This is a genomic window from Pseudonocardia sp. ICBG601, assembly GCF_020496245.1.
The window spans coordinates 1-17,493 of record NZ_JAHLJA010000212.1; the positions used below are offsets into that span (position 1 = coordinate 1).

At 75.9% G+C, this 17,493-nt stretch carries 15 protein-coding genes and 6 pseudogenes; 11 read left to right on the plus strand and 10 right to left on the minus strand.

Annotated elements, in window-relative coordinates:
• On the minus strand, positions 1-173 hold a 173-nt coding region (locus KPL57_RS73435; protein WP_374203965.1), incomplete at its 3' end, for a methylenetetrahydrofolate reductase.
• A 94-nt stretch (positions 174-267) separates the two neighbouring features.
• Positions 268-630, minus strand: a pseudogene (locus KPL57_RS73440) (methylenetetrahydrofolate reductase); the annotation flags it as partial.
• Here KPL57_RS73440 and KPL57_RS60775 point away from each other — a divergent pair.
• From KPL57_RS60775 to KPL57_RS60790, 4 genes and pseudogenes are all read left to right on the plus strand, one after another.
• Positions 535-1,760 (plus strand): annotated as a pseudogene (locus KPL57_RS60775) (polyprenyl synthetase family protein). The pseudogenes KPL57_RS73440 and KPL57_RS60775 overlap by 96 nt on opposite strands.
• A 5-nt stretch (positions 1,761-1,765) precedes the next feature.
• Positions 1,766-3,325, plus strand: a complete 1,560-nt coding sequence (crtI, locus tag KPL57_RS60780; protein ID WP_226357806.1) for a phytoene desaturase family protein — start codon at positions 1,766-1,768, stop codon at positions 3,323-3,325.
• Between the two features lie 141 nt (positions 3,326-3,466).
• The gene (gene mptB, locus KPL57_RS60785; protein ID WP_226358940.1) at positions 3,467-5,089 is read left to right on the plus strand and encodes a polyprenol phosphomannose-dependent alpha 1,6 mannosyltransferase MptB; all 1,623 of its coding nucleotides are present in this window, start codon (positions 3,467-3,469) and stop codon (positions 5,087-5,089) included.
• Positions 5,070-6,062, plus strand: coding sequence for a phytoene/squalene synthase family protein (locus KPL57_RS60790; RefSeq protein WP_226358941.1), 993 nt, complete (start codon positions 5,070-5,072; stop codon positions 6,060-6,062). Before mptB ends, KPL57_RS60790 begins: the two co-directional genes overlap by 20 nt.
• Before the next feature lie 44 nt (positions 6,063-6,106).
• Here the strand turns inward: KPL57_RS60790 and KPL57_RS60795 are convergent, their stop codons facing one another.
• Complete coding sequence (locus tag KPL57_RS60795) at positions 6,107-6,460, minus strand: Rv2175c family DNA-binding protein (RefSeq protein WP_043278585.1); 354 nt, start codon at positions 6,458-6,460, stop codon at positions 6,107-6,109.
• Between the two features lie 122 nt (positions 6,461-6,582).
• On the opposite strand from KPL57_RS60795, the gene KPL57_RS60800 reads away from it, so the two are divergent.
• The 3 genes and pseudogenes from KPL57_RS60800 to KPL57_RS60810 all read left to right on the plus strand — a co-directional run bounded on the left by KPL57_RS60800 (position 6,583) and on the right by KPL57_RS60810 (position 8,448).
• Positions 6,583-8,076 carry a protein kinase gene (locus KPL57_RS60800; protein WP_226358942.1) on the plus strand — a complete coding sequence of 498 codons (1,494 nt, stop codon included), beginning with the start codon at positions 6,583-6,585 and terminating at the stop codon, positions 8,074-8,076.
• A 31-nt stretch (positions 8,077-8,107) separates the two neighbouring features.
• Positions 8,108-8,278 (plus strand): annotated as a pseudogene (locus KPL57_RS60805) (PASTA domain-containing protein); the annotation flags it as partial.
• Positions 8,266-8,448 (plus strand): PASTA domain-containing protein, encoded by a 183-nt coding sequence (locus KPL57_RS60810; RefSeq protein WP_226358944.1) that lies wholly within the window; start codon positions 8,266-8,268, stop codon positions 8,446-8,448. The pseudogene KPL57_RS60805 and the gene KPL57_RS60810, both read left to right, overlap by 13 nt.
• Positions 8,449-9,074: 626 nt before the next feature.
• On the opposite strand, the gene KPL57_RS60815 is transcribed toward KPL57_RS60810, so the two are convergent.
• Genes KPL57_RS60815 through KPL57_RS73445 form a run of 3 tightly spaced genes read right to left on the minus strand, consistent with a single transcriptional unit; the run spans position 9,075 to position 11,871 of the window.
• Entirely contained in the window at positions 9,075-9,485 is a 411-nt protein-coding gene (locus KPL57_RS60815) for a PfkB family carbohydrate kinase (RefSeq protein ID WP_226358945.1), read from the minus strand.
• The gene (locus KPL57_RS60820) at positions 9,482-11,491 is read right to left on the minus strand and encodes an MFS transporter (protein WP_374203966.1); all 2,010 of its coding nucleotides are present in this window, start codon (positions 11,489-11,491) and stop codon (positions 9,482-9,484) included. The genes KPL57_RS60815 and KPL57_RS60820 overlap by 4 nt, the downstream gene beginning before the upstream one ends.
• Entirely contained in the window at positions 11,488-11,871 is a 384-nt protein-coding gene (locus KPL57_RS73445; RefSeq protein WP_374203964.1) for a nucleoside hydrolase, read from the minus strand. Before KPL57_RS73445 ends, KPL57_RS60820 begins: the two co-directional genes overlap by 4 nt.
• 138 nt (positions 11,872-12,009) lie before the next feature.
• Here KPL57_RS73445 and KPL57_RS73450 point away from each other — a divergent pair, with 138 nt between their 5' ends.
• The 3 genes and pseudogenes from KPL57_RS73450 to KPL57_RS60840 form a co-directional block, all read left to right on the plus strand.
• Positions 12,010-12,273 (plus strand): LacI family DNA-binding transcriptional regulator, encoded by a 264-nt coding sequence (locus KPL57_RS73450; RefSeq protein ID WP_226358956.1) that lies wholly within the window; start codon positions 12,010-12,012, stop codon positions 12,271-12,273.
• Entirely contained in the window at positions 12,186-12,458 is a 273-nt protein-coding gene (locus tag KPL57_RS60835; RefSeq protein WP_226358959.1) for a hypothetical protein, read from the plus strand. Before KPL57_RS73450 ends, KPL57_RS60835 begins: the two co-directional genes overlap by 88 nt.
• A 42-nt stretch (positions 12,459-12,500) precedes the next feature.
• Positions 12,501-13,073: pseudogene (locus tag KPL57_RS60840) on the plus strand (substrate-binding domain-containing protein); the annotation flags it as partial.
• A 35-nt stretch (positions 13,074-13,108) separates the two neighbouring features.
• Here KPL57_RS60840 and KPL57_RS60845 read toward each other — a convergent pair.
• From KPL57_RS60845 to KPL57_RS60855, 3 genes and pseudogenes are all read right to left on the minus strand, one after another.
• Positions 13,109-14,513: pseudogene (locus KPL57_RS60845) on the minus strand (class II 3-deoxy-7-phosphoheptulonate synthase).
• 28 nt (positions 14,514-14,541) lie between these two features.
• A complete protein-coding gene (locus tag KPL57_RS60850) occupies positions 14,542-15,042 on the minus strand; it encodes a polyadenylate-specific 3'-exoribonuclease AS (RefSeq protein ID WP_149662550.1) in 501 nt (166 codons plus the stop codon).
• Between the two features lie 26 nt (positions 15,043-15,068).
• Positions 15,069-15,824, minus strand: a complete 756-nt coding sequence (locus KPL57_RS60855; protein WP_020626437.1) for a 1-acyl-sn-glycerol-3-phosphate acyltransferase — start codon at positions 15,822-15,824, stop codon at positions 15,069-15,071.
• A gap of 186 nt (positions 15,825-16,010) precedes the next feature.
• On the opposite strand from KPL57_RS60855, the gene KPL57_RS60860 reads away from it, so the two are divergent.
• A complete protein-coding gene (locus tag KPL57_RS60860; RefSeq protein ID WP_226358946.1) occupies positions 16,011-16,511 on the plus strand; it encodes a DUF308 domain-containing protein in 501 nt (166 codons plus the stop codon).
• 3 nt (positions 16,512-16,514) lie between these two features.
• On the opposite strand, the pseudogene KPL57_RS60865 reads toward KPL57_RS60860, so the two are convergent.
• Positions 16,515-17,488 (minus strand): annotated as a pseudogene (locus KPL57_RS60865) (ROK family protein).
• Between the last annotated feature and the right edge of the window lie 5 nt (positions 17,489-17,493).

Sequence of the window (17,493 nt, forward strand, 5' to 3'; positions counted from 1 at the left end):
AACGCGGCGACGCCCACGCAGAACGGGCCGGACCGCTGATCAGCGCGACGAGCTGGTCGGCGTACTCGAGCCCCTCGGGGTGGCGACCCCACTCGCCGAGCGGGGTCGCCGGGCGGGTCCCCGCGCAGCGCCATGATGTTGCGGACGCCCGCTGCGGCCAGCGACCCGATCACGTGGCGCAGCTCGTCGGTCGAGTGCGAGACGGCGGGTCAGGTGCGCCATCGAGCAGAGCGTGGTGTCGGTGGCGATCCGCTCGACCGTGCGCACGGTGCGGTCGCGGCTGGAGCCGCCCGCGCCGTAGGTCACCGAGACGTAGGCGGGGTCGAGCACCTCGAGGCGGCGGATGGCGCGCCACAGCTCCGCCTCGCCCTGGTCGTCCTTCGGCGGGAAGAACTCCACCGCGAAGAAGGGTCGGTCGACGCTGATCCGTTCGGTCACCGTGGATGCGGAACTCGTCGTCACGGCGACGACCTTACGGGGCGCACCACCGGCCGGTTCGCCCACCCGACGGGCCCGCACCGCCCCCGAGCGGCCATGACGTCTGCACCACCAACCGCATCGACGGGCCGGGTCCCGGGTGCACCGATAGCCTGGTCGTCGTGGCCGACCCCGTCTCCCCCGTGTCCGCACCGTCCGGTCCGTCGGGTCCCCGGGCCTGTCCACGGCAGGTCCGGCTCCGCTGGACGACGCGCTGCCCCAGCACGTGGAACGGGTGCTGGCCGGGTACCTGGCCCCCCGCCGCACGAGGTGCTGGGCATCGACCCGGTCGTCGTGCAGGCCGCCGACGCGCTGGCCGGGTTCGTCCTGGGCGGCGGGAAGCGGCTGCGGCCCACCTTCGCCTGGGGGGGCTGGCGCGGCGCGGGCGGCGACCCGGCCGACCCGCACGCGCAGGGCGTGCTGAGCGCGATCGCGTCGCTGGAGCTGATCCAGGCGTGCGCGCTGGTCCACGACGACCTGATGGACGCCTCCTCGACCGGCGCGGCCGGCCCACGGTGCACGTCGAGTTCGCCCGGATGCACGCGGCGAACGGCTGGTCGGGCCCGCCGGCCCGGTTCGGCGCCGCCGTCGCGATCCTCGTCGGGGACCTGGCCCAGGTGTGGGCCGACGACATGTTCCACACGCGCCGCGCGCTGCCCGAGGGCGCCCACACCCGCGCCGCCGAGCCGTGGCGGGCGATGCGCACCGAGGTGCTGTCCGGCCAGTACCTCGACGTGCTGGCCCAGGCCTCCGGGGACACCGCCGAGTCGACCGCGCTGACCATCGACGGTTCAAGACCGCCGCCTACACCGTGGAGCGGCCGCTGCACCTGGGCGCGGGCGATCGCCGGGGCCGACCCGCGGGTCGTCGCGGCCTACCGGCGCTACGGCGCCGACATCGGCGTCGCCTTCCAGCTGCGCGACGACCTGCTGGGCGTGTTCGGCGACCCGCGGGTCACCGGCAAGCCCGCCGGGGACGACCTGCGCGAGGGCAAGCGGACCCTGCTGGTCGCCGCGGCCCTGCAGCGCGCCGAGCAGCGCGGGGGGACCGGGCCGCCGCCGACGTCGTCCTCTCCGCGCTCGGCGACCCCGACCTGGGACGCCGCGAGCCTGGACCGGGCCCGCTCCGCGCTGTCGGAGCTGGGCGCGGTGCAGTCGGTGGAGCAGCGGATCGCCGCGCTCACCGGCGCCGCACTCGACGCGCTCGACTCCGCACCGGTCGCCGAACCGGGCCGCTCGCACCTGTTCGAGCTGGCCGAGCGCGCGACCCGGCGGGCCTGGTGAGCGGGGTGCGGCGGATCGAGGGGCACACCGACCACGTCGTCGTCGTGGGGGCGGGGCTGGCCGGGCTGTCGACGGCGCTGCACCTGCTGGGCGCGGGCCGCCGCGTCACGATCGTCGAGCGGGAGGGCTTCCCCGGCGGCCGCGCCGGGCGGCTCGACGTGACCGACGACCACGGCACCTACGCCCTGGACACCGGGCCGACCGTGCTCACCATGCCGGAGCTGCTGGACTCCGCCTTCGCCGCCGTCGGCGAGACGACCGCGGACCGGCTCGACCTCGTCCGGCTCGACCCGGCCTACCGGGCCGAGTTCGCCGACGGCTCGGCCATCGCGGTGCACACCGACGCCGCCGCGATGGAGCACGAGATCCGCGAGCAGTGCGGCCCGGACTCCGCGGCCGGGTACCGGCGGCTGCGCCGCTGGCTCACCGACCTCTACCGCGCCGAGATGGACGACTTCATCGGCGCGAACATGGACTCGCCGCTGTCGCTGCTCGGCCCCGACCTGGCCCGGCTCGCCGCGCTCGGCGGCTTCGGGCGGCTCGGGAAGCGGATCGACCGCTTCCTGCCCGACGAGCGGCTGCGCCGGGTGTTCTCCTTCCAGGCGCTCTACGCCGGGGTCTCCCCGCGCGACGCGCTCGGCGCCTACGGCGTGATCGCCTACATGGACACCGTCGCGGGCGTGTACTTCCCGCGCGGCGGCATGCGGATGATGGGCACCGCCCTGGCCGGCGCGGCCGCCGACGCGGGAGCGGAGATCCACTACGGCCGCACCGTGACCGGCCTGGACCGCTCCGGGGACCGGGTCACCGCGGTCCGGCACACCGGTCCCGACGGCGCCGACGAGTCGCTCACCCCGTGCGACGCGGTCGTGCTCACCCCCGAGCTGCCCGCGGCCTACGCCCTGCTCGGCGGGGCCCCGCGGCGCCCGGTCGGGCTGCGCTGGTCGCCCAGCGCCGTCGTCGTGCACGCCGGGATGCCCGCGCCCGCCCCCGGCACCGCGCAGCACCACCACACGATCTCCTTCGGCGGCTCCTGGGCGAGCACCTTCCGCGAGATCATCGACGAGGGACGGCTGATGTCCGACCCGTCGCTGCTGGTCACCCGGCCCGGGCTGACCGACCCGTCGCTGCAGCCCGGCGGGCGCGAGGTCATGAGCGTGCTCGCCCCGTGCCCGAACACCGCCGTGGCGCCCGGCATCGACTGGGACCGGGTCGGCCCGGCGTACGCCGAGGAGCTGTTCGGCGTGCTCGCCGACCGCGGGCTGGTGGACCCCTCCGCGCAGCCGAGCTGGACCCGGATGTGGACCCCGCAGGACTGGGCGGCCGCCGGGATGGCCGCGGGCACGCCGTTCTCGGCGTCGCACACGCTGGCCCAGACCGGCCCGTTCCGGCCGCGCAACCTGGTCCGCGGGACGGCGAACGCGGTGCTCGCCGGGTGCGGCACGACCCCCGGCGTCGGGATCCCGCCGGTGCTGATCTCCGGGCGGCTGGCGGCCGAGCGGATCACCGGTCCGCGCCCGGCCGAGCACGCCGGGCACGGGGCCGCGGCCCGCACGGGGCCCTGAGGAGGGCACTGCGGGCGGGCGCCGAGTAGGAGCGCCGAGGGGCGTGGAATCATGCTTCCCGACGATGCCCGACCAGCACACACGGACACGATGACGGCTCAGCCCTCGCCCCCGCTCCCCCGCCCGGCGGCACCCGAACCGGTGACGCCGGACCCCGGCACGGGCGCGGTCGTGCCCCCGCCGCCCGCACCGCGGCCCGCGGGCCCCGGCCTGGTCGAGCGGCTCGGCTCGCCACCACGGGGCGTCCTGCTGCTGGGGCTGGCCGGGACCGTGCTGATGTTCCTCGGCTCGTTCGGCGGCGGCGGGATCCCGATGCGGGACCCGGTGATCGGCAACTCGGCGCTGTCGTTCTGGCGCTACGGCCACGGCGCGATGCTCGCGACGGTCGTGATCTACGTCGGCCTGGTGCTGATGGTGTGGGCGTGGGTGCGGCTGGGCCGCGCCGTGCTCGCCCGTCGCGCCGGTGGCCGCGCGGTGCTGACGACGGCGGCGGTGTGGATGCTGCCGATGCTCGTCACGGCGCCGCTGTTCACCCGCGACCCCTACAGCTACCTCGCCCAGGGCGCGCTGCCGCTGGCCGGGTACGACCCGTACGTCGTCGGGCCGGACACCATGGGCGGGATCTTCACCGACAACGTCCACTTCTTCTGGCAGGACACCCCCGCCCCCTACGGGCCGCTGTTCATCCTGCTCGCGCAGGGCGTGGTCCTGCTGGTCGGCCAGAACGTGCTGCTCGGCGTCGTGCTGATGCGGCTGACCCTGGTCACCGGGCTGCTGCTGCTCGTGGCGGTGCTGCCCGCGCTGACCCGGCGCCTCGGCGGGCGCCCCGCGGTCGCGCTGTGGCTGGCCGTGGCGAACCCGGTGATGGTCGTGCACATGGTCGGCGGGGTGCACAACGACCTGCTGGTCGTCGGCCTGCTGCCGCTGGCGGCGCTGCTGGCGCTGCGGCAGCGGTTCGTGTGGGCGATCGTCGTCGCGTCGCTGGCGATGGCGGTGAAGGCCTCGGCCGGGATCGTGCTGCCGTTCCTGGTGCTGGTGTGGGCCGCGAAGCTGTCCGGCGGGTTCTGGTCGCGGCTGGTCCGGGCCGGGGTGCCGTCGGTGGCCGTGTTCGGCGCCGTGTTCGGCGGGGCCACCTGGCTCACCGGGTTCGGGCTGGGCTGGCTGCCCGCGCTCAGCGCCCCGTCGATGATCGTGAACTGGCTGTCGGTGCCGACCGCCTTCGGTCAGGCGACCGCGAGCGTGGCCGGGATGTTCGCCGGTGAGGTGAACACCCAGGCGTTCGTCGACACGTTCCGGTTCATCGGCGCGCTGGTGATGGCTGCACTGATCGCACTGCTGTGGTGGCGCGGCCGCGACGACGACCCGCGGGTCGCGGTGCGCAACGCGGCGATCGCCCTCGCGCTGGCCGCGGTCCTCTCCCCCACCACACTGCCGTGGTACCTGAGCTGGGGGTTCTGCCTGCTCGCGATGACCCCGTGGAGCGCCCGCGGGCTGCAGTGGGTCGTGTTCGGCTCGATCTGGCTGATGATCGTGTACTTCCCCGACGGCGAGACCGCCCTCTACGTGCCGCACTACCTGCTGGCCTGCGCCCTGGCCGGTGTCCTGGCCGCCGTGTCGCTGCTCCGACCGGACCCGCTCGGCCTGCGCCGGAGCACCCCGTCGCCGACCCCGGCCGTGACACCGCCCGCGACAGGGCCCGCGACACCGCCCGCGACCCAGCCCGCGACCCAGCCGCCCACCGGCGATGCGGGCGTCCGCGGCTGAGCGGGCCGGGCGCGTCGAGCTCGACGCCGCCGGCCTGACCGACCCGCAGCTGCGCGCGGCCTACGCCGCCTGCCGGGCGCTGCACGCCGAGCACGGGCGCACCTACTTCCTCGCGACCCGGCTGCTGCCCCCGGAGCGACGGGTCGACATCCACGCCCTCTACGGCTTCGCGCGCTTCGCCGACGAGATCGTCGACGACCCCGACGGCGCGGGCGGCGGGGACCCGCACACGCGGCTCGACGCGCTCGACGCCGAGCTGGCGGCCGCGCTGGCGGGCGCGCCGCTGCCCGGCAGCAGGCCCGAGGTCATCGCCGTCGCCGAGACCGCGCGCCGCCACGACCTCGACGCGTCACTGTTCCGGGACTTCATGGTCTCGATGCGGATGGACCTGTCCGTCACCGACTACGCCACCGACGACGAGCTGGCCGTCTACGTGCACGGCTCGGCGGCGGTGATCGGGCTGCAGACGCTGCCGGTGCTCGGGACCGTCGTGCCGCGGGCCGAGGCGGAGCCGCACGCCGCGCTGCTGGGCGTGGCGTTCCAGATCACGAACTTCCTGCGCGACGTCGGCGAGGACCTCGACCGCGGCCGGGTGTACCTGCCCGCCGACGAGCTCGCCGCGTTCGGGGTCGACCGGGAGCTGCTGGCCTGGAGCCGGCGCACCGGGCGCCCGGACCCGCGGATCCGCCGCGCCCTGGCCCACCTGGTCGCCCGGACCCGGGCCACCTACCGCCGGGCCGACCCGGGGATCCCGATGCTGGAGCCGGTGTCGCGGGCCTGCGTCGGCGCCGCCCGGGTGCTGTACGCGGAGATCCTCGACGAGATCGCCGACGCCGGCTACGACGTCCTGACCCGCCGGGTCGCGGTGTCGAACCGGCGCCGGGCCGCCGTCGCGCTGCCCCGGCTCGGCCGGGCGCTGGCCGCCCGCGGGAGCCAGCTGGCGCGCGACCGCGTCCACCGCGCCCGCGCCTGACGGGCCGCGCCCCGCAGGGCACCGGTCAGACCGCGGGGCGGCGGTCAGAAGGCCATGGCCTGGGCGCGGCGCTTGATCTCCTTGTGTCGGCCCGCGCGCAGCGCGGTGATCGGGGCGCCGTCCAGCGACTCCTCCTCGCTGAACAGCCAGGTCAGGATCGCGTGGTCGTCGTAGCCGCCGTCCCGCAGGACGACGATCGTGCCCGGCAGCCCGCGGACGACGCCGTCCCGGTCGAGCAGCGCCGCGGGGACGACGACGTCGTGCCCCTCCTTGAAGGACAGGAGCTGCCCGTCGCGGACGAGCTGGTGCACCCGGGAGACGGGGATCGACAGGCGGTCGGCCACCTCGGCGACGCTCAGCGTCTCCTCGGTGACAGCGGCGGGGAGGGACTCGTTCACAGCCGGACACTGTCCCACACCGCCCCGGGCGGCGCCGACGCCCACCGCACCGACCGGCACGGGGGCCCCGGCGCCGACCACCTGCACGAGCGCCGGGATCCCCACCGGTAACCTGACCCGCGATGAGCTCACCGTCCGGTCCGGCCGCCCCCGGCACCCCGGGTGGGGCCGGGCGGCTCGCCGCCGACGGCCCCGGCGAGGTGCTGCTCGACGGTCGCTACCGGGTCGGCCCGGTGCTGGCCCGCGGCGGCATGTCGACGGTGCACCACGGCACCGACACCCGTCTCGAACGCGCCGTCGCGATCAAGGTGATGGACCCGAGGATGGCCGGGGACCACGCCTTCCGCACCCGGTTCGACCGGGAGGCCCGCCTGGCGGCGCGGATCGACCACCCGTGCGTCGTCGCCGTCTACGACCGGGGCACCGTGCCGGCGGGCCCGCTGGGCGAGGCCAGCCTGTTCGTCGTCATGGAGCTGGTCGACGGCGGCACCCTGCGCGACGTGCTGCGCGCCCGCGGCGCACTCGGGCTCCCCGCCGCGGTGCGGGTGCTGGAGCCGGTCCTCGCCGGGTTGGCCCGCGCGCACCGGCTCGGCATGGTGCACCGCGACGTGAAGCCGGAGAACGTGCTGATCTCCTCCGGCGGCGAGGTGAAGGTGGCCGACTTCGGCCTGCTCACCGCGGCCGCCGAGGCCGGGGTCAGCCACGCGGGGATGATCCTCGGGACGATGGCCTACCTCTCCCCCGAGCAGGTCGTGTCCGGCCGCGCCGACGGCCGCAGCGACGTCTACGCCGCCGGCGTCGTGCTCTACGAGATGCTGACCGGGCAGCCGCCCTACACCGCCGACAACCCGCTGTCGGTGGCCTACCGGCACGTGAACGAGGACGTGCCGCCGCCGTCGGCGCTGGTCCCGGGCCTGCCACCGGCCGTGGACGCGCTCGTCGCCCGGGCCACCTCGCGGGACCCGGAGCAGCGCCCGGTCGACGCGGAGCACTTCCGCCGCGAGCTGCTGGACATGGCCGACCGGCTGGGCCTGCCCCGGACCGCCACGCCGCGACCGCCCGGCCCGCCGCCCCCCGACGACGGCGCCACCCTCCCCGCCGGACCGCTGCGCCACCGGCCGCTCGACGCCGCCGCGCCGGGCCCCGGCGGCACCCGGGTGCAGACCAGGACCCGCGGCGCGCACGGCACCGCCGTCACCCCCGCCGGTCAGCCGGAGCCGATGACCCGCGAGGAGCTGGCCGGGCGCCGCCGTCGTGGCCGCCGGGTGTTCGCGCTGTGGATGGTGCTGCTCCTGCTGCTGGCCGCACTGGCCGGGACGGGCGCCTGGTGGCTCGGGTCCGGCCGCTGGACCACGATGCCCGCGGTCACCGGCATGGACCGGGAGCAGGCGACCGCGCTGGTCGCCGAGTCCGACCTGACCCCGACCGTCACCGAACGCGCCGACGACGAGGTGGCCCCCGACCGGGTCGCCCAGGTCGACCCGGCGCCGGAGACCCGCGTGCTGCGCGGCACCACGGTCACCCTGGTCGTCTCCACCGGCCGGCCCGCCGTCCCCGACGTGCCGGCCGGCAGCGCCGTGGCCACCGCCGAGGACGCGTGCGCCGCGCCGGGCTGACCCCGGTGCAGTCCACGACCGGGCGGAGTACAGCACCGAGGTGCCGGCCGGGGCGGTCATCCGGACCGACCCGCCCGCCGGGACCCGGCTGGCGAGCGGCGCGGCGGTCACCCTGTCACCAGTCGCGGTGCCGAACCCGCCCCGCCCCCGACGACCGCGCCGCCCACCGCTGAGCCGGGCCCCACCTCGGTGCCGTTCGTGATCGGCATGCGCGCCGACGAGGCCGCGGACCTGCTGCGCCAGGCGGGTTTCGACGTCGACGTCGAGCGCGGCTTCCCGTTCGGCCGCCGCGACGGGCGCGTCATCGGGCAGGACCCGGGAGCGGGCAGCGACGCCGAACCGGGCGACACCATCACGCTCACCGTGCTCTGAGCCCGGCCCTCGGAACGGGCGCTCCGGGCCGGGCGCTCCGGGCTGCGCGCTCCGAGCCGGATGCTCAGGGCCGGGTGAACCGCGTGGACACCGGCCGCGGGCCTGAACCGGCGGGCGGGAACCGGCGTCCCGGCCGGATGGCGGTCCGGCCGGGACACCGGCGTTCGTGGGCCTACAGCCCGAAGCGGGTGCGCTCGTCGTCGCCGACGGGCGGCAGCTGCGCCCCGGCGACGGTGACCGCGAGGGCACCGGCGCGCACGGCGTAGCGGCGGCGTCGGCAGGTCGTCCCCCGCGGCGAGCCGCACGGCGACGGCCGCGAGGAACGCGTCGCCCGACCCGGTGGTGTCCACCGTCGACCCGTATCGCATCCACTGTGGACACCGTATCGCGGTCGGCGTCGTGCACCTCGCAGCCCGCGGCCCCGCGTGTCACGACCGAACGGGGCACCGGGTGCTCCCCCAGCAGCGCGGCCTCGTGCTCGTTGACGACGAGCACGTCGGTGGCGGCGAGCAGCTCCGGGGGCACCGGGGCGTAGGGCGAGAGGTTCAGCAGCACGGTGGTCCCGGCGGCGCGGGCGGCCGCGGGGCGGCCAGCACCGTCGGGACACGGGATCTCCAGGCACAGCGTCAGCACCGCGACGTCGTCGAAGGCGGCAGGTCCCCCGGCTCCAGGGCGGCGTTGGCCCTGGCGAGACGACGATGGTGTTGTCGCCCGCGCGCGTCGACGGTGATGACCGCGGTGCCGGTGGCCGCACCGGTCCGCACCGCGACCCGGTCGACGTCGGCACCCGCGGCGGCGACGGCGTCGCGCACGGTGCGGCCGTGGTCGTCGTCGCCGATCGCGCCGACCATGCCCACGCCGACCCCGACCCCGGCACCGGCCCCGAGCCGGGCGGCGGCGACGGCCTGGTTGGCCCCCTTGCCGCCGGGGCCCACCGTCAGGTCCTCCCCGGCCACGGTCTCCCCCGGTCCGGGGAAGCGCTCGGTGCGCACCACCAGGTCGGCGTTGAGCGAGCCGACGACCAGCACCCGGCTCATCGGGCGTCCACCGCGTCGTGTGCGGCGCCGGTCTCGGCCGCGGCCGGACGCGGGATGAGCAACGACAGCGCGAACGCGCCCGCGGTGCACGCGGCCCCGACGCATGCCCGCGGTGTAGCCGCCGCCCCGGTCTGCTCGGCCCCGCCGACGGCGACCTGCACCGCGGGCAGCACCACGAAGCTGATCCCGGCGCCAGGTTGAACGCGCCGACGTTGAGCCCGGGGAGCATGCCGGGCCGGTCGGCGGGCGAGAGCAGCACGCCCAGGCCGTTGAGCATGATGTTGGCGATGCCGGCGTAGGTGACGCCGAGCAGCAGCGTCGCGACGACCAGCACCGGGAACGAGTGCACCCCCACCACCGCCAGCAGCACGGTGGCGACGACGCTGCCGGCCAGCCCGACCCGCAGCACGGTGCGGTAGCCGAGCACCGGGGCCAGGCGACCGGCGAACGGCCCGACCAGCCAGCCGATCAGCGCGTAGGGGGCGAGCAGGCGCGAGTGCGGTGAGGTCCGCACCGAGCCCGAACCCGGCCGTGGGGTTCTGGGCGATCGAGGCGACCAGGCCGTTGACCACGGCGAACACCCGGTCACGGTCAGCAGCGTGGTGCCGAGCGTGGCCCAGGTCGCGCGCGCCGGCGCAGGTCCTCGGGCGCGACGAGCGGCTGCGCGGTGCGGCCCTGCAGCCGCCAGAACACCACCGCGGCGACGACGGCGAGCAGCGCGTACCCGGCGACGAGACCCCAGCTCGCGTCGGACAGCGCGGCGGCCTCGTCGAAGGCCAGCAGCAGCGCGCCGACCGCGACGACCAGCGGGACGACCCCGCGCCAGTCCATCCGGGTGCCCTCCGAGGGGCGGGACTCCACGCCCCACACGCGACGAGCACCAGCGCGACGACGGTGACCGCGGCGATGACCCAGAAGATCGAGCGGAAGCCGTGGTGGGTGGCCAGCCAGCCGCCGAGCAGCGCGTCGAGACCGGCGACGCCGCCGTTCACGGCGGTGATCAGCCCGAGCACGACCCCGTAGCGGCGCGGGTCGGCGATCTCGCTGCGCAGCATGAGCAGGCAGATCGGGACGACCGGCCCGGTGATGCCCTGCAGGATCCGACCGGCGAACAGCATCGGCACGCTGACGGCGAGGGCGGCGACGACGCTGCCGACCAGCATGACCGCGAGCATCACCAGCAGCACCCGCGGCGCCCCGCGATGTCGGACAGCCGCGGCAGGAACAGCGAGAACATCGCCGCGAGGGTGAAGAACATCGTCTGGGACAGGCCGACGGTGGCGTCGTCGGTGCCCAGCTCGCGGGCCATGGTGACCAGCGCGGGGCTGAGCATGGAGGCGTTGAGCTGGAACGCCACGCAGGCGGCCAGCACCGCCACGACGAGCGTGACGACCGGGCGGCGGTCGGGGGTGGTCATGCGATCTGCTCCGTCGCCGCAGGAGGGCGGGGGCCGGGTCGCCGATGGTGCGCAGCGCGTCCACGACCAGCTCCCAGAAGCGGGCGTGGTCGAGCTCCAGCGCGGCGTGGGTGCGGCACCCCTGCGGGGCCGGACCGCGCCGGTCGGCGACCGTCATCCCGGTGTGCCGGCCCGCGGTCTCGACGACGATCGGCATCGGGAACGCCCGCACGATCGTGGGGTCGATGACGTGGGCGACCGCGCACGGGTCGTGCACCGGCGGGGCGTCGAAGCCCTGCACGTCGCGGTAGGTGGCGGCGAAGAAGTCGAGCAGCTCGTCGACGAAGCGCGCCGGGCCGGTCCCGACGGCGCGGATCGCGCGGCGCACCTCGGGACCGGCCAGCGCCTGGTGGGTCAGGTCGAGCCCGACCATGACCACCTCCCAGCCCGCCTCGAACACGATCGCGGCGGCCTCGGGGTCGATGGCGATGTTGAACTCGGCCACCGGGGTCCGGTTGCCGACGGCGACGCCGCCGCCCATCAGCACCACCCGCTTGACCCGTCCGACGATCTCGGGGGCGCGCCGGGCGGCGAGCGCGATGTTGGTCAGACCGCCGGTGGGGACGAGGGTGACGTGCCCGGCTCGTGGGCGAGCACGGTCTCCACGATGAGGTCCACGGCGTGGGTGTCCACCGTGGTGAACGCCGGGGCGGGCAGCTGCGGGCCGTCCAGCCCGGTCTCGCCGTGGATGTCGGCGGCGACGGCGATCTCCCGCAGCAGCGGGCGGTCGGCGCCGGCCGCGAACGGCACGCCGGTGATCCCGGCCAGGGTCGCGACCGACAGTGCGTTGCGCGTCACCTTGTCCAGCGTCTGGTTCCCGACGACCGTGGTGACGGCGAGCAGCTCGATCCGCGGGTCGCCGTGGGCGAGCAGCAGCGCGATCGCGTCGTCGTGGCCCGGATCGCAGTCCAGGACGATCTTCTCGGTCATCTCCGGTGTCCTACCTCGTCGTCGCGGCCGTCCGGGGCTCCGGACGTGTCGACTGTGACTGGTCAAGCGCTTGATGTGTGGCGCGTCCGGGTACGCTCGCCAATGGTAGGACCGGTGGGCCGGCGGGTGACGGCGGCGATGGTGGCCCGGCGGGCGGGGACGAGCGTGTCCACCGTGTCGCTGGTGGTGAACGGCAAGTCGCGTGGGCGGGTGTCGGAGGTGATCACCGACCGGGTCCGGGCCGCGGTCGACGAGCTGGGCTACGTGGTCGACCACGCGGCGAGCTCGCTCGCCCGCGGACCACCGACCTCGTCGTGCTGCTCGCCCCCGATCTCCCCAACCCCTACTTCGGGCGGGTCACCACCGGGATCCGGGCGGCGCTGGGTAGCAGGCACCCGCTGATGCTGTCGGTGATCGAGGGCGGCGAACAGCCCGGCGCCGACGACGTCCGCCGGGTCGCGGCGTTCCGGCCGGCCGGGCTGCTGGTGCACGCGCCGTCGCCGACGTTCCTCGACGACCTCGAGCCGGGCGGCCCGCCGATGGTCCTGATGGACGCCCCCGGTTCGAGAGCCGCGCGGCGACGGTGACCTTCGACCTGGAGCCGGGCGTGCGCGCGTGTCGCGCACCTCGCCGCGGCCGGGCACACGACGATCGCCTACCTGGAGGGGTCGACGCCCTCGGCCACCTTCACCGTGCGCCGCGAGCTGCTCTCCCGGGTCGCCGCCGCGCACGGCCTGCGGGTCCTCGACGACGGCACCCGCGCCGGGCTGACCCTCGACTCGGCCGCCGACGTCAGCGCCGAGGCACTGCCGCGCTGGCGGGCGGGCGGGGCGACCGCGGTCGTCGCGGCGGCGGACACGATGGCCTACGGCGTCCTGGCCGCCGCGCACCGGCTCGGGCTGGACGTGCCGGGGGACATCGCCGTCGCCGGGTTCGACGACCTGCCGTACTCGCAGGTGACGGCGCCGGCGCTGACGAGCGTGGCACTGCCGCCGAGGAGCTCGGCCGGGCCGCCGCGCAGCGCCTGGCCGGGGTGCTCGCCGGCGCCGACGGCTACGGCGTCGCCCCCCGCCTGCCGTCGCGCCTGGCGGCCCGGGCCAGCACCGGCGCTGATCCCGGCACCCCGCGCGTCGGCGTGCGAGCGGCCCGCTTCCCGTCGATCAGTACCTGAGCGCGGTCCGGACCGGCCGGAACAGCGCTGAGGTACGATCGACGGGTACTGATCGAGGGCGGCAGGTCAGCCGCGCAGCATCTCCGCGACTAGGAACGCCAGCTCCAGGCTCTGCTGGGTGTTCAGCCGCGGGTCGCAAGCGGTCTCGTACCGGCCGGCGAGGTCGGTGTCGGAGATCCGCTGCGCACCCCCGAGGCACTCGGTGACGTCCTCGCCGGTGACCTCGACGTGGATGCCGCCGGGGTGGGTGCCGAGCGAGCGGTGCACCTCGAAGAAGCCCTGCACCTCGTCGACGATCCGGTCGAAGTGCCGGGTCTTGTAGCCGGTCGAGGCCTCGTGGGTGTTGCCGTGCATCGGGTCGCACTGCCAGATGACCTTGTGCCCGGAGGCGGTGATCTTCTCGACGATCGCCGGGAGCACGTCGCGGACCTTGTCGTTGCCCATCCGGGAGATGAGCGACAGCCGGCCGGGGCGGTTGTGCGGGTCGAGCCGCTCGACGTACTCGACGGCCTGGTCGGGCGTCGTCGTCGGGCCGATCTTCATCCCGATCGGGTTGGCCAGCAGCTCCGCGAACGCGACGTGCGCGCCGTCGAGCTGGCGGGTCCGCTCCCCGATCCAGAGGAAGTGCGTCGACAGGTCGTAGAGCTTCGGGGCCTCCCCGCCGGTGGGGTCGCGCTCCAGGTCCAGGCGCAGCATGGCGCGCTCGTAGTCGAGCAGCAGTGCCTCGTGGCTGGCGTAGAACTCGACCTGGTGCAGGTTGTGGTCGCGCACCCCGCAGGCGTCCATGAAGCGGACCGCGCGGTCGATCTCGGCGGCGACGGCCTCGTAGCGCACGCCCGCGGCGGAGGTGCGGACGAAGTCCTTGTTCCAGTCGTGCACCTTGGACAGGTCGGCCAGCCCGGTCGCGGTCAGGCCGCGGACCAGGTTCATCGCCGCCGAGGCGTTCGCGTAGGCGCGCACCATGCGCGACGGGTCCGGGATCCGGCCCTGCGCGTCCGGGGCGAGCCCGTTGACGATGTCCCCGCGGTAGGACGGCAGCCCGGCTCGCGTCGGTCGGCGAGCTGCGCGGCTTGGCGTACTGCCCGGCGATCCGGCCGACCTTGACCACCGGCATCGAGGCGCCGTAGGTCAGGACGACGGCCATCTGCAGCAGCGTGCGGATCGTCGCCCGGATGTGCGGCTCGGTGTTGTCGACGAAGGTCTCGGCGCAGTCGCCGCCCTGCAGCAGGAACGCCTCGCCGTTCGCGACGTCGGCGAGCCGGGACTGCAGCCGGTCGACCTCCGGCGGCAGCACCACCGGCGGGACGGACTCGAGGACCTTCCGCACGTCGCCCACCTGCGACGGGTCGGGCCACTCGGGCTGCTGGGCGGCAGGGCGGGAGAGCGCGTCGTCCAGCGCGGAGCGCAGGTCCGCGGGCAGCGGCGGCAGCTCCGGGAGGACGTCGATCGGCGCGTCGACGGACCAGTTCACGTGGTCCAGCCTAGGCCGCGGCCGATCCCTACCGGGGCGCGGCCCCCGTCGCGAGGGTCTCGGCGATCACTTCCCAGCGCCGCAGGTTGTGCCGGGCGTCGGCGAGCGCGTCGTGCGCCTGGGCGGGCGGCGGGGGCAGTGCCGGGCGGCCCGCGTCCTCCCACCGCTGGCGCAGCTCACGGGTGAAGCGCGGGATCGGGCGCGGCAGCGCGGGCATCGCGCCCCACAGCTGGCACAGCGCGACGTGGTCGTAGGCGGCGATCCAGGCCCACAGCTCGACGTCGCCGGGCGCACCGGTGCAGAAGTCGAGGATCTCCTCGCGCATCCGGGCCCGCGACATCCAGGCCCGGTCGCTGGGCGGGGGCAGCTTGGGCAGGACGTTGGCCCGCACCCACTTGCCCGCCCGGTCCGGGTCGAACTCGGTGGACACGGCGTAGAACTCGCGGCCGTCCTCGCCGACGATCCCGATCGACACCAGGTCGATCGTCGTGCCGTCCTCGATGAACTCGGTGTCGTAGAAGAAGCGCATGGTGCCGTCCTGTCTACCGGAGCCGGTCAGGAGGCGCGGGAGTCGGGCACGTTCGCGTCCGGCCGCGGCAGGCTCTGGCGCGACGGGGCCGGCGGCGGCGCACCGGCCGCGGCCTTCTCCTTGACCGACGCCGCGTACAGGTCGACGTAGGTCTGCCCGGACAGCTCCATCAGCGCGTACATGATCTCGTCGGTCATGGAGCGCTCGATGAACCGGTCCCCCGCCATGCCCTCGTAGCGGGAGAAGTCCAGCGGCTCGCCGATCACGATCCGCACCTTGCGCGGGCGCCACATCTTCGAGCCGATGGGGTTGACCTTGTCGGTCCCCACCATGGCGACCGGGATGACCGGCACGCCGGCCTCCAGCGCCATCCGGGCGACGCCGGTCTTGCCCTTGTAGAGCCGCCCGTCGGGCGAGCGGGTGCCCTCCGGGTAGATGCCGAGCAGCTTGCCCTCGTTCAGCAGCCGCACCGCGGTGTCCATCGCGGCGCGCGCCGCGGACCCGCCAGACCGGTCCACCGGGACCTGCCCGACGCCGGTGAAGAACTGCTTCTTGAACCAGCCGCGGATCCCGGGCTCGGTGAAGTACTCGCGCTTGGCGAGGAAGGTCACCCGCCGCGGCAGCATCAGCGGCAGGAAGAAGGAGTCGGCCACCGCGAGGTGGTTGCTGGCGAGGATCGCGCCGGAGCCGGCGGGCACGTTCTCGGCGCCGCGCACCTCCGGCCGGCAGAACAGCCTCATCAACGGGCCGAGCAGCACGAACTTGGACCACCAGTACAGCACCCTGCGCTGCCTCCCTACCGACTTCGGCGACAGCCTACGGAGCGTCGACACCTCCTCACAACGGGGCTGTGGTCACCGTGGTCGGGCGCGCCCCGCGGTGGCCCGCGCGGGCCCGTGGGCGGTGTCGGGCGGGACACCGGCCGTGACAGGATGGGAGCCGCCGCGAGCGGGGAGGGACGGACCGGTATGAGCTCCGCAGACCCCGCGCGTGACCGCGAGGACCGGCCCGACGACGACTTCGACGCGATCGTCTCCGCCTGGCGCGACGAGGGCTCGGTGCCGGACTGGCCCGCCGAGCCCGTCGAGCGGGCCGACCGTGCGGACCGCACCGAGACCGGCGACGCCGGCGACGCCACGGGCGCCGCGGCGGACCGCCCCGTGCACCCGCCGGGCCCCGCGGTCCCGCCCCCGGGAGGCGGGGCCGACGCCGACCCGGAGGACCACTACCACCCGCCGGAGCCGCCGCCGCTGCCGCGGCCGGGCCCCCCGGCCGTCGTGGGTGGTGGGCTGATCGCGGTGGGGCTGCTGCTGTGCGTCGCGCCGGGGCTGGTCGGCGTCGGCGGGACCTGGCCGCTGCCGCTGGGGCTGGTGCTCATCGCGGCCGGGCTGGGCTGGTTGCTGCTGCGGCTGTGGAGCCCGGACACCGACGAGGGCCCCGACCCCTGGGACGACGGCTCGCGGCTGTAGCACTCAGCGCCGGGCGTCGGCCCGCAGGCTCTCCCGGGCCAGCGTCGCCGCGCCCACGACGGCGGCGGCCGCGCCGAGCTGCGCGGTCCGGATCCGGGCCAGCGGCCGGTTGCCTGCGCCGGTGAGGATGCGGGCGTAGTGCTCGCGGGCGGCGTCGAGGAACAGGGGCGCCGACGCCGACACCCCGCCGGCGATCACCACGAGGTCCGGGTCGAAGACGTCCGCGACGAGCGAGGCCCCTCCCCCAGCCAGCGCCCCATGTCGTCGAGGGCGGCGCGGGCGACCGGGTCGCCCTCGCGGGCGGCGGCGGCGACCCGCTTGCCGGTGATCCGCCCCGGGTCGACGGCGGCCTCCCGGGCCAGGCCGGACGGGCCGGGCACGTCGCCGCCCGAGAGCATCTCCAGCGCGGTGGCGCCGAGCGCGGTCCCGCTGCAGTAGCGCTCCCAGCAGCCGCGCTTGCCGCACGGGCAGGCCCGCCCCTCCGGGACGACCCGCAGGTGCCCGAGCTCGGGCGCGACGCCGTGCGCGCCGCGGTACAGCTCGCCGTCGAGCAGCAGGGCTCCGCCGATCCCGGTGCCCAGCGCGATGACCAGCGCCACCGACGCGCCCGCCGCCGCGCCGTAGCGGCGTTCGGCGAGCGCGGCGGAGTTCGCGTCGTGCTCCACGACGACCGGGATCCCGCCGAGCCGGTCGCCGATCCGCTCGGCGACCGGGGCGTCGCGCCAGGACAGGTGCGGGGCGTAGCGGACCAGCCCGCGCGGGGCGTCGACGAACCCGGCGAGCGCGAGCCCGACGGCGGCGACGGTGTGCCGGCGCCGCAGCTCCTCGACCGCGCCGGCGATGGCGGCCTCCAGCGTGTCGTCGGTGCGTGGGGTCGGCGCGGAGGCGGTGTCGAGGATCCCGCCCTCGGCGTCGACGACGCCCGCGCGCACGCTGGTACCCCCGACGTCCACCCCGATGGTGCGGACGTCGGACATCCGGG

Coding starts and splice junctions, on each gene's coding strand:
- KPL57_RS60860 (WP_226358946.1), top strand. CDS start 16,011: ATGAGCTCCGCAGACCCCGCGCGTGACCGCGAGGACCGGCCCGACGAC.
- KPL57_RS60850 (WP_149662550.1), bottom strand. CDS start 15,042: ATGCGCTTCTTCTACGACACCGAGTTCATCGAGGACGGCACGACGATC.
- KPL57_RS60800 (WP_226358942.1), top strand. CDS start 6,583: ATGAGCTCACCGTCCGGTCCGGCCGCCCCCGGCACCCCGGGTGGGGCC.
- KPL57_RS73445 (WP_374203964.1), bottom strand. CDS start 11,871: ATGACCGAGAAGATCGTCCTGGACTGCGATCCGGGCCACGACGACGCG.
- KPL57_RS60815 (WP_226358945.1), bottom strand. CDS start 9,485: ATGAGCCGGGTGCTGGTCGTCGGCTCGCTCAACGCCGACCTGGTGGTG.
- KPL57_RS73450 (WP_226358956.1), top strand. CDS start 12,010: ATGGTGGCCCGGCGGGCGGGGACGAGCGTGTCCACCGTGTCGCTGGTG.
- KPL57_RS60790 (WP_226358941.1), top strand. CDS start 5,070: ATGCGGGCGTCCGCGGCTGAGCGGGCCGGGCGCGTCGAGCTCGACGCC.